The sequence below is a fragment of the Streptomyces sp. genome, assembly GCF_036566765.1.
Taxonomy (GTDB): domain Bacteria; phylum Actinomycetota; class Actinomycetes; order Streptomycetales; family Streptomycetaceae; genus Streptomyces.
Window position 1 is genome coordinate 1 of the sequence record NZ_DATCVQ010000380.1, and the last position, 10672, is coordinate 10672.

Consider the following 10672-nt stretch of genomic DNA (forward strand, 5'->3'; position numbering starts at 1 on the left):
CTTCGGTGCCCCCGCCGCCGGCCTATGCGCCGGCGGTCGCCGCACGGCCCGACCCGGTCGCCGCCATCCCGTGGGGGATGCGGGTCGCCGGCGAGGCAGGCTGGCGACTGCTCGTCCTCGCGGGCACCCTGTGGGTGCTGATGAAGGTGATCAGCGCCATCCAGCTCGTGGTGCTGGCCTTCGTCGCGGCGCTGCTCATCACCGCCCTGCTCCAGCCCACCGTGACCCGGCTGCGCCGCGTGGGGCTGCCGCACGGGTTGGCGACCGCCGTCACCGCCGTGGCCGGCTTCGTCCTCATGGGGCTCGTCGGCTGGTTCGTGGTCTGGCAGGTCATGGACAACATCGACAACCTGTCCGACCGGGTCAGGGACGGCATCGAGGAGCTCAAGCGCTGGCTCCTCGACAGCCCCTTCCATGTGACCGAGCAGCAGATCAACGACATCGCCAAGAACCTGAGCGACACCATCGGCGCCAACACCGAGCAGATCACCTCCGCCGGACTCCAGGGCGTCACCGTGGTCGTCGAGGCGCTGACCGGGATACTGCTCGCGATGTTCTCCACGCTCTTCCTGCTGTACGACGGCAAGAGGGTGTGGCAGTGGACGCTGAAGCTGGTGCCCGCCCAGGCCCGGCCCGGCGTCGCGGGCGCGGGTCCGCGGGCCTGGCGGACCCTCACCGCGTACGTGCGCGGCACGGTCCTGGTGGCGCTCATCGACGCGATCTTCATCGGCGTCGGCATCTACTTCCTCGGCGTGCCGATGGCGGTGCCGCTCGCCGTCTTCATCTTCCTCTTCGCGTTCATCCCGCTCGTCGGCGCGGTGGTCTCCGGGGCGCTGGCCGTCGTCGTCGCGCTGGTCACCAACGGCGTGTTCACCGCGCTGATGGTCCTGGTGGTGGTCCTGGCGGTGCAGCAGATCGAGGGCCATGTGCTGCAGCCGTTCATCCTCGGCCGCGCGGTCCGGGTCCACCCGCTGGCGGTGGTTCTCGCGGTCGCGGCCGGCGGCCTGACCGCCGGCATCGGCGGCGCGGTGGTCGCGGTGCCGCTGGTCGCGGTCACCAACACGGTGGTCGGCTACCTGCGCGCGTACAGCCACGAACAGGCCCTGCGCGCCTCGCCGGAGCCGCGCGGCGCGACCGCGTACGAGGTCGCCCCGATCGCCGCCCCGGGCTCGGTCGCCCGGACCGGCGACGGGAGCGGCGCGTGATATCCGAGCCGGAGCTGGTGGGCGGGGAGGACTTCCCCGTCGCGGAGCCGCTGCGCCCGCCCGAGGAGCCGCGCGCACCGCGGCAGCCCCGCCCATGGCTGTGGGCGCTCGGCGGCGTGGTGGTCGCCTCGGCGGTGTGGGGCGGCGGGCTCTACGCGTATGAGCGGTACCAGGACCGGGGTCCGGACCTGGGCGGGTACGGGCATGCCGGCGAACTGTGCCGGAAAGCCGAGCTGAAGGCGCTCGGCGTCGTCCTCGGGACGCGGTCCCAGGACGGTGCGCAGGAACCCGTGAAGCACCGTGCCGTGGACCAGGCGAGCTGCGCGCTGTCGTACGGGCCCCCGGAGAGCGGGTACAGCGTGTCGGTCACGTACACGCTGCACAAGGTGGTCGACCCGGGGCCCGAGTTCGCCGCCCGGACGCAGCTCCTGGAGGAGGCCGAGCCGGTGGACGGACTCGGCGAGGAGGCGTACTTCCGGCGGGAGGGCGACCAAGGGGCGACGCTCTCCGTCCTGGACGGTCAGGCCGAGCTCGACATCACGCTCTACTCCCAGTTCAGCTGGAACGAGACCACGGGCAAGACCATCGAGCAGACGAAGCCGATCGACCTCTCCGGGATCGAGGTCCCGCTGACCCAGGACATGCGGGCCCTGATGGCCGCGCTCAAGAAATGACGACAGGGCCCCGGGGCGAACCCCGGGGCCCTTCGCGTACGACCCTGCTACTGGGCGATGACCGCTTCCGCGTCGAGGACCGTGCCGACCGCCTGGATCACCGAGGCGATCTTGAAGGCCTCCTGGATCGTCTCGCGGTCCGCTCCGGCCTTGCGGAGCACCTGCTCGTGCGAGTCCAGGCACTGGCCGCAGCCGTTGATCGCGGAGACGGCCAGCGACCAGAGCTCGAAGTCGATCTTCTCGACGCCCGGGTTGCCGATGACGTTCATCCGCAGACCGGCGCGCAGCGTCCCGTACTCCGGGTCCGACAGCAGGTGCCGGGTCCGGTAGAAGACGTTGTTCATCGCCATGATCGCGGCGGCGGACTTGGCGGCCTGGTACGCCTCGGGCGTGAGGTTGGCCTTGGCCTCCGGCTCCAGCTCCGCGAGGACCTTCGGCGAGCGCGAGGCGATCGCGCAGGCCAGGACCGTGCCCCAGAGCTGCTGCGCAGGCAGGTCGCTGTTGCCGATGACCGAACCGAGGTTCAGCTTCAGGTCCTTGGCGTAGTCCGGTACGGCGGACTTCAGCTCATCGAGGGCCATGCTCACTCACCGGCCAGGAGCTGGCCGGCGTCGAGGGTGTCCTCGCCCTTGTTCCAGTTGCACGGGCAGAGCTCGTCGGTCTGCAGGGCGTCGAGGACCCGCAGGACCTCCTTGGGGTTACGGCCGACGGAGCCGGCGGTCACCATGGTGAACTGGATCTCGTTGTTCGGGTCCACGATGAAGACGGCGCGCTGGGCGAAGCCGTCCTCGCCCTGGACGCCGCAGTCGCGCATGAGCTCGTGCTTGGAGTCGGCGAGCATCGGGAAGGGCAGGTCACGCAGGTCGGCGTGGTCCTTGCGCCAGGCGTGGTGGACGAACTCGGAGTCGCCGGAGACGCCGAGGATCTGGGCGTCGCGGTCCGCGAACTCCTCGTTCAGCTTGCCGAAGGCGGCGATCTCGGTGGGGCAGACGAAGGTGAAGTCCTTCGGCCAGAAGAACACCACGCGCCACTGGCCCTCGTAGGACTTGTGGTCGATCTGCGCGAACTCCTTGCCGCTCTCCAGCGACACGCAGGCGGTCAGGTCGTAGGTGGGGAACTTGTCGCCGACAGTGAGCACGCGCTCTCCTTGCAAGGTGGAAGGTGCCCTTTTGGGGTCTTCCGTGAGGGGTTGGACGGCCCACAGCATGGCACGCGGTGCATTGATCAGTGAAATAGCTAGACTGGGTCGGGTTGATCGAAGGTGGTTATCAGTGGTTCCAGTCCGGCGGGTCAAGCAGCCCAGCCTCTCCCAGCTCAGAGCCTTCGCGGCAGTCGCGGAGCATCTCCACTTCCGGGACGCGGCGGCGGCCATCGGGATGAGCCAGCCCGCGCTCTCGGGCGCGGTCTCGGCTCTCGAGGAGGCACTCGGTGTCCAGCTCCTCGAGCGTACGACGCGCAAGGTGCTGCTCTCGCCCGCCGGCGAGCGGCTCGCGGTGCGGGCCGGCGCGGTGCTCGACGCGGTGGGGGAGCTGATGGAGGAGGCGGAGGCGGCGCAGGCCCCGTTCACCGGCGTGCTGCGGCTCGGCGTGATCCCGACGGTCGCCCCGTACCTGCTGCCGACCGTGCTGCGGCTCGTCCACACCCGCTACCCGGAGCTGGACCTCCAGGTCCACGAGGAGCAGACCGCGTCGCTGCTCGAAGGGCTGGCTGGCGGGCGGCTCGACCTGCTGCTGCTCGCGGTGCCGCTCGGCATGCCCGGGGTTACCGAACTGCCGCTGTTCGACGAGGACTTCGTCCTGGTCGCCCCCGACGCGCACCCGCTGGCCGGGCGCGCGGACATCCCGCGCGAGGCCCTGAAGGAGCTCGATCTGCTGCTGCTCGACGAGGGCCACTGCCTGCGTGACCAGGCCCTCGACATCTGCCGCGAGGCCGGCCGTACGGAGGGGACGCCGGTCACCACGACGGCGGCCGGGCTTTCGACGCTGGTCCAGCTGGTCGCTGGAGGGCTCGGCGTGACGCTGCTCCCGCGCACCGCGGTGAAGGTCGAGACGGCCCGCAACACGGCCCTGCTCACCGGGGACTTCGCGGTCCCGGCGCCGTCCCGCCGGATCGCCCTCGCGATGCGCACGGGAGCGGCCCGCCAGTCCGAGTTCGAGGAACTGGCGGGCGCGCTCCGCGAGGCGATGAAGCGCCTTCCGGTCCGGATCGCGGCCCCGGCGGCCACCCGTGGCGCAGACCCGGGGGCTACTCCGTCCTGAGACCGTCCGCGCGCATCAGGCGCCACAGCGGCGGCAGGCTGAGCAGCGTGACGCCCAGGATCAGGGCGACGCCGACCCCGGTGATCGGCAGGAAGATCAGCCAGTCCTCGACCTGCTTGCCGATCATGTGCAGCAGCACCGTGCCCAGGGCGAGACCGCCGACGACGGCGAGCGCCAGGCCGAGCAGGATCGGCACCGCCGTCTGCCACAGCACCGACCAGCACAGGGTCGTCCGCCGGGTGCCGAAGGCGACCAGCGCGGACAGCAGCCGCTTGCGGTCGCGCAGTTGCTCCAGCGTCGTGACCAGCAGGGCGGCCGCCACCAGCAGCATCGTCGCGGTCGCGCCGACCAGGATGCCGGTGCGGACGCTGCTGAACTGAGCGTCCCGTTCGAGGTTCTGCAGGGTCTGCACCCGCGCGAGCGGGTCGACCGACGCGGCCGTGTTCCGTACGTGCTCGGCGGCGTCCGGATCCGCCGGGTCGATCTGCAGCATCGCGTCGGCCTCCGGTGAGTTGAGGCGCGTCGCGTCGAGCGCGGCCGGGGTCGCGAGGATGCCGAACCCGATCTGGCCCATGGGGTCGAGGCGCGCGTCGACCGTGCGCGCCGTGGCCGGAATCCGCCACAGCGGAAGGGGGCCCTTCTTGTGGACATCGGGGTCGCGCAGGGAGACCTGCGCGCCGGGCTTCGCCGTCCGGGTGACCCACTCGTCGTCCGGGCCGCCCTGCCGGCTGTGCGCCAGGGAGACGAAGACGTCGCCGTCGGTGCACGACGGCAGCTTCGCGAGCTCCCGCAGCGAGCGGCAGTCGGCGACGGTGATCGAGGTGATCGGGGTGAACTCCTCGCCCTTCTTCAGCGGGCCGGGCCGCCACGCGTTGGAGTTGATCGTGCCGATGACCCCGGTGACGCCCTTCGTCGCCGAGAACTTCTCGATCATCTCGCGGGCCTCGTCGCCGTCCCGGGCGTCCAGATGGGTCTCCATCTGGGCCCGCGCGGTGTCCATGTTGGTGACCTGCATGAAGTCGTCCTGCATGGCCTGGAACAGCATCTGGAGCGCGATGGCCCCGGTCGCGGCGACGACGATGCCGCTGACCGCCCGGGCGGCCGTTCCGCTGCTCAACTGGAGCCTGCGGGTGGCCAGTTGCCAGGCCACCGGCCCGCCGCGCAGCCGCCCGACGGCGGCCTCCACCAGCCAGGGCAGCAGCGTGGTCAGCCCGATGAGCATCAGGGCCGCGCCGGCCGCGATGCCGACCGTGTCGATCCCGTTGTTCGCGATCGAGATCTCGCCCAGCTGGCGCGCGAGGAGCGCGACCCCGGCGGCCACGAGCAGCAGCCGCCACCAGACCCGGCGGGGCCGCGGCGCGTTGTCCCGGACGACGCCCAGCGGCTCGATCGCGACCCCGCGCAGCGCGAACAGGGCCACCACGACGGCCGAGACGGGCACCACCGTCAGCGTCAGCGCGGCCAGCCAGGGCACCGGGACCACGTCGGACGCGAAGGCGTTGACGTCCCAGACGGTGAACCGGCCCGCGAACTGCCGGGCCAGCAGGAAGATCCCGACGCCCGAGACGAGGCCGAGCAGCGCCCCGGCGAGCGCCTCGCCGGCCGCGATCCGGCGGGCCATGGCGTTGTCGGCGCCGACCAGGCGCAGCGCGGCGAGCCGCCGGTCGCGCTGCTCGCCGCCGAAGCGGACGGCGGTCGCGATGAAGACCAGTACCGGAAGCAGCAGCACCACGCAGGCGATGACGACGAGCAGCAGCAGGAAGGCGTTCAGCGGCTCCCCGGGCTCCGAGTAGCCGTACCTCTCGCCCCGCCCGTCGTAGTTCTCCATGGTGATGGTGTCGCTGCCGGAGAGGTAGCGCAGCTCGGCCGGGCCGATGAGCCCGGCGTCGCCGATCGTGCCGACGACCTTGTACGGCAGCCGCTCGCGCAGCAGCGCGCCCTCGGGGGAGTCGAGCAGCTCGCCGAGCGCGGGGGAGACCAGCATCTCGTCCGGCCGGGGCACGCGCGTGGTGCCCGGGGCCGGTGGGGCGTCCGGGCCCTCGGGTTGCAGCACCAGGCCGGTGACCGTCTTGTCGCGGTAGAGGGTCTGGTGATGGATGTACAGAAAGGTGTCCGGGCCCGGGCGGTCGATCGTGCGGCTCACGTCCGGCGACCGCAGGGCCTCGCGCACCTCGCGCTGGGACGTCATGTGCGGGACGGCCGAGGCGAGCAGCAGCAGGGCGACGCCGAGTCCGACGCCGATTGCGGTCAGGGCGGTGCGCATCCGGCCGCGCCGGCCGCCGGTCACGGCGAACCGCGCGCCGAGGCCCAGGTCGCGGGCCCAGGTGCGCACGCTCGTACGGGGGCTCACGCGAGGACCGCCGTGTCCCGCACCGAGCCGTCGCGCACGACGACCTCGCGGTCGGAGTAGGCCGCGACCCGTGCCTCGTGCGTGACGAGGACGACCGCGGCGCCGGTGTCCCGGGCGGCCTCGGTGAGCAGCCGCATGACCCGCTCGCCGTTGAGCGAGTCGAGCGCGCCGGTCGGCTCGTCGGCGAAGATCACGCGCGGGGCGGTGACGAGGGCCCGGGCGACCGCGACCCGCTGGCCCTGGCCGCCGGATATCTCGCCGGGGCGCTTCCCGGCGGTGTCCTCGACCTCCAGCCGGGCCAGCCACTCGGCGGCCCGGGCCTCGGCCTTCCTGCGCCGCTCGCCGTTCAGGCGCAGCGGCAGGGCCACGTTCTCGACGCAGGTCAGCTCGGGCACGAGCTGGCCGAACTGGAACACGAAGCCGAAGTCGGTACGGCGCAGCGCGCTGCGCGCGGTGTCGGACAGGGCGGTCAGCTCCCGGCCGTCGTACATGATCGTCCCGGCGTCGGGGCGCACGATGCCGGCCAGGCAGTGCAGCAGCGTGGACTTGCCGGAGCCGGAGGGGCCCATGACGGCGACGACCTCGCCGGCGCGGATCGACATCGCCGCGCCCGCGAGCGCGGGGGTGGGCCCGTACGCCTTGTCGAGGCCGGTGGCGGTGAGCAGGGCGGGTGTCATGCGCGGATCTCCTCGGCGAGTCGGTCGAGCCTGGCGGCGGTGAGCTCCAGCCACCGCAGATCGGCTTCGAGGTGGAACAGAGCGTGGTCGCAGATCAGCTGGTCGGCGAGGTCGCCGTCGAGCTTGCGCCGGGTGAGCTCGCGCATCAGCCGCAGGTGCTCGGCCCGCTGGAGGTCGAGCAGCTCCGCCGCGCCGCGGCCGGTGAGCAGCGCGAGCACGACCTTGGTGTAGAGCACGGACTGGAGGTACGGCTCGGGCTTCTCCGGCTGCGCGAGCCAGCGCTCGACATCGGTGATCCCGGCCTCGGTGATGGCGTACCGCTTGCGCTCGGGGCCTTCGCCGGACTCGATCGCGTCGACCTCGACGAGGCCGTTCTTCAGGAGCCGGGACATGGTCGAGTAGACCTGCCCGTAGTGCAGCGGCCGGTCGTGGCCGAATCTCTCGTCGAAGGCGCGCTTGAGGTCGTAGCCGTGCCGGGGGCCGGACTCGAGGAGCCCGAGGAGGGTGTGACCGATGGACATGCGCGTCACTCTACACGGTGTGTATACCCCCGATGTATAGCCATGGTGGGCGGCCCGTACGAGTGATCCGCCGGGGTTCGAGGGCAACCCTTCGGCCGTCCCGCGCGTCGGTTCCCACAGGAGTGGGTGCTGATTCTCACGTCCGGAAAAGGCCGGATCGGTTCCCCTTTGTCATAGGCAGCGGTGTTAGCTTCATCAGCTGATTCCGAAGCTGACTCACGACACACACGACGAGCGGAGCAACGAAGCGATGGGCCGAGCTGACACGCGACAGGCGCCGCGGGGCGGCGGCGGCATACGCCGTCTCTTCACCTGGCGCAAACTCCTTGGCACGTTCTTCGTGTGCTGCCTGCTCGCCATGGGCGCCCTGTACGCCGCCTACTTGATCGTCCCGATCCCGGCGAACGCCAACGCCGAGGCGACGATGCAGAGCAATGTGTACAAGTACAGCAACGGCAAGGTGCTCGCCCGGGACGGCAAGATCAACCGGGAGATCGTGGGTCTGGAGAAGATCCCGGAGAAGGTCCAGCAGACCTTCGTCGCGGCCGAGAACAAGTCCTTCTACAAGGACAACGGCGTCGACATCAAGGGCACCGCCCGCGCCGCGCTGAACACGCTCACCGGCAAGGGCAAGCAGGGCGGCTCGACCATCACCCAGCAGTACGTCAAGAACTTCTATCTGGACCAGAGCCAGACCGCCACCCGCAAGCTCAAGGAACTGGTCATCGCCCTCAAGGTCGACCAGCGCATGACCAAGAACGAGATCCTCGCCGGGTACATCAACACCAGCTACTACGGCCGCAACGCCTATGGCATCCAGGCCGCAGCCCAGGCGTACTACGGCGTGGACGCCTCGAAGCTGACCGTCGCCCAGGGCGCGTACCTCGCCTCGGTGCTCCAGGCCCCCAGTCAGTACGACTGGACCTCTGCCAACGAGACCGGCCGCCGTCTCGTGCAGGAGCGCTGGGCCTACACGCTGAACAACATGGTCGAGGAGGGCTGGCTCGACGCCCCGACGCGGGCCGGGATGACTTTCCCCGTCCCCAAGGCCCCCAAGGCCCCTCCCGGCATGGAGGGCCAGACCGGCTACATCGTCGAGGCCGCCAACGCCGAGCTGATCCGCCAGGGCGTCAACGAGAAGGATCTGAAGGCCGGCGGCTGGACGATCACCCTCAACATCGACGAGAAGAAGCAGAAGGCACTGGTCAAGGCCGTCGACCAGCAGCTCGAGGACAAGATCGACCGCAAGAAGGACAAGGACCAGGCGGTCGTCCAGGCCGGCGCGACCTCCGTCGACCCGAAGACCGGCGCGGTCGTCGCCCTGTACGGCGGCGTCGGCGCGACCGAGCACTGGATGTCGAACGCGACCCGCCGCGACTACCAGCCCGCCTCGACCTTCAAGCCGATCGTGCTCGCCTCCGCCCTGGAGAACGACTCCGACACCCAGGACGGCCGCAAGATCGGCCTGGGCACGGTCTACGACGGCACCAGCAAGCGTCCCGTCGAGGGCGGCGACGAGGAGTTCGCCCCGGAGAACGAGGACAACAAGAGCCACGGCCCGGTGACCGTCCAGACGGCCACCAACAAGTCGATCAACTCCGTCTACGCCCAGATGATCGTGGACGTCGGCGTCGGCAACGTGAAGAAGACCGCGCTCGACCTCGGCATGAAGGACGGCAAGGACTTCGGCGAGCACCCCGCGATGTCGCTCGGCACCATGGGCGCGTCCACCTGGGACATGGCCGGGGCCTACGCGACGCTCGACAACCACGGCAAGAAGGTCACCCCGACCATCGTGAAGTCGGCCGAGCACAAGGACCGCAAGGCGGAGCCGGTGAAGTCGATCGGCGGCCGGGCGATCAGCCGCGAGACGGCCGACACCGTCACCAAGGCGATGACCGGCGTGGTCGAGTCCGGCTCCGGCTTCCGCGCGGCCGGCGACTACGACGCGGCGGGCAAGACGGGCACCTCGGAGAACAACCGCTCCGCCTGGTTCGTCGGCTACACCCCCGAACTGGTCACCGCGGTGGGCCTGTTCGGCGAGAAGCCCGACGGCACCGGCCAGGTCACCCTCACGGACACGATCAACGAGGGCCGGGCCAACGGCGGCCGGACGCCCGCGATGATCTGGGGCGCGTACACCACGAAGGCGCTCGGCGGCGGCTCCGACGAGCGGTTCGACCTGGAGGTCGACGAGACCGAGGTCGTCGACCCGGTGCCGAGCCGGACCGAGTCCACCGAGAGCCCGGACCCGACGCCGACCGAGACCCAGAGCCCGGACCCGACGCCGACGCTGACTCAGAGCCCGGACCCGACGCCCACCGAGACGTCCCAGGACCCGGACCCGACGCCGACCCGGACCAGGCCCACGCGGCCGACGACGACGGTGTCCCCGCCGGACACGGGCGACGGCGTGGTCGACGGCGCGTTCCAGTGACGCGCGGCTGACGAAAGGGCCGCGGCCCGGACCCTCAGGGGGGTCCGGGCCGCGGCCCTTTGTGCGCGTACGGTCGGAGGGCCGGCTCTCACACCCGGGTCGCCAGCTCGAACCACACGACCTTGCCGCCCGAAAGCCGCGTCGCGCCCCACCGCCGGGCCAACCGGTTCACCAGGAACAGCCCGCGGCCGCCCTCGTCGGTGTCCCGCGCCCGGCGCTGCCGCGGCAGCTGCGGAGAGTCGTCGCCGACCTCGCAGCGCAGCACGTCGGTGCGCAGCAGCCGCAGCGTGACCGGCCGCGTGGCGTACCGCACGGCGTTCGGCACCACCTCGCTGACCAGCAGCTCCACCGAGTCGCTCAGCTCCTCCAGCCCCCAGCGGGCCAGTGCCCTGCGGGCCAGGCGGCGGGCCCGGCCGGGGGCCGCGTCCTCCGGCTCCAGGAACCAGTACGCGACATCGCTCGGCGCGATGCCGTCGAAGCGGGCCGCGAGCAGCGCAATGTCGTCGTCCCGGTCGCCCGGGCCGAGCATGTCCAGGACGTCGTCGCAGAG

The 10672-nt window shown here is 71.3% G+C and carries 10 protein-coding genes; 4 read left to right on the forward strand and 6 right to left on the reverse strand.

Annotated features, from left to right (window positions below; translation table 11 throughout):
* Both VIU94_RS22280 and VIU94_RS22285 read left to right on the forward strand, forming a co-directional pair.
* On the forward strand, nt 1–1205 hold a 1205-nt coding region (locus VIU94_RS22280; protein ID WP_331913619.1), incomplete at its 5' end, for an AI-2E family transporter.
* A complete protein-coding gene (locus VIU94_RS22285) occupies nt 1202–1879 on the forward strand; it encodes a hypothetical protein (protein WP_331913620.1) in 678 nt (225 codons plus the stop codon). The genes VIU94_RS22280 and VIU94_RS22285, both read left to right, overlap by 4 nt.
* A 47-nt stretch (nt 1880–1926) precedes the next feature.
* Here VIU94_RS22285 and VIU94_RS22290 read toward each other — a convergent pair whose 3' ends face one another.
* Entirely contained in the window at nt 1927–2460 is a 534-nt protein-coding gene (locus VIU94_RS22290; protein WP_331913621.1) for an alkyl hydroperoxide reductase, read from the reverse strand.
* Nucleotides 2461–2462: 2 nt separating this feature from the next.
* Nucleotides 2463–3017, reverse strand: a complete 555-nt coding sequence (locus VIU94_RS22295) for a peroxiredoxin (protein WP_331913622.1) — start codon at nt 3015–3017, stop codon at nt 2463–2465.
* Between the two features lie 133 nt (nt 3018–3150).
* On the opposite strand from VIU94_RS22295, the gene VIU94_RS22300 reads away from it, so the two are divergent.
* Nucleotides 3151–4137, forward strand: a complete 987-nt coding sequence (locus VIU94_RS22300; protein WP_331913623.1) for a hydrogen peroxide-inducible genes activator — start codon at nt 3151–3153, stop codon at nt 4135–4137.
* Here VIU94_RS22300 and VIU94_RS22305 read toward each other — a convergent pair.
* Genes VIU94_RS22305 through VIU94_RS22315 form a run of 3 tightly spaced genes read right to left on the reverse strand, consistent with a single transcriptional unit; the run spans nt 4124 to nt 7685 of the window.
* Nucleotides 4124–6487, reverse strand: a complete 2364-nt coding sequence (locus tag VIU94_RS22305) for an FtsX-like permease family protein (protein WP_331913624.1) — start codon at nt 6485–6487, stop codon at nt 4124–4126. The genes VIU94_RS22300 and VIU94_RS22305 overlap by 14 nt on opposite strands.
* Nucleotides 6484–7164, reverse strand: coding sequence for an ABC transporter ATP-binding protein (locus tag VIU94_RS22310; RefSeq protein WP_331913625.1), 681 nt, complete (start codon nt 7162–7164; stop codon nt 6484–6486). Before VIU94_RS22310 ends, VIU94_RS22305 begins: the two co-directional genes overlap by 4 nt.
* Nucleotides 7161–7685, reverse strand: a complete 525-nt coding sequence (locus VIU94_RS22315; RefSeq protein WP_331913626.1) for a PadR family transcriptional regulator — start codon at nt 7683–7685, stop codon at nt 7161–7163. Before VIU94_RS22315 ends, VIU94_RS22310 begins: the two co-directional genes overlap by 4 nt.
* 250 nt (nt 7686–7935) lie before the next feature.
* Here VIU94_RS22315 and VIU94_RS22320 point away from each other — a divergent pair, with 250 nt between their 5' ends.
* On the forward strand, nt 7936–10122 hold the full coding sequence (locus tag VIU94_RS22320; protein WP_331913627.1) for a transglycosylase domain-containing protein: 2187 nt from the start codon (nt 7936–7938) through the stop codon (nt 10120–10122).
* A gap of 88 nt (nt 10123–10210) precedes the next feature.
* On the opposite strand, the gene VIU94_RS22325 is transcribed toward VIU94_RS22320, so the two are convergent.
* A partial coding sequence (locus VIU94_RS22325; RefSeq protein WP_331913628.1) for an ATP-binding protein occupies nt 10211–10672 on the reverse strand: 462 nt, incomplete at its 5' end.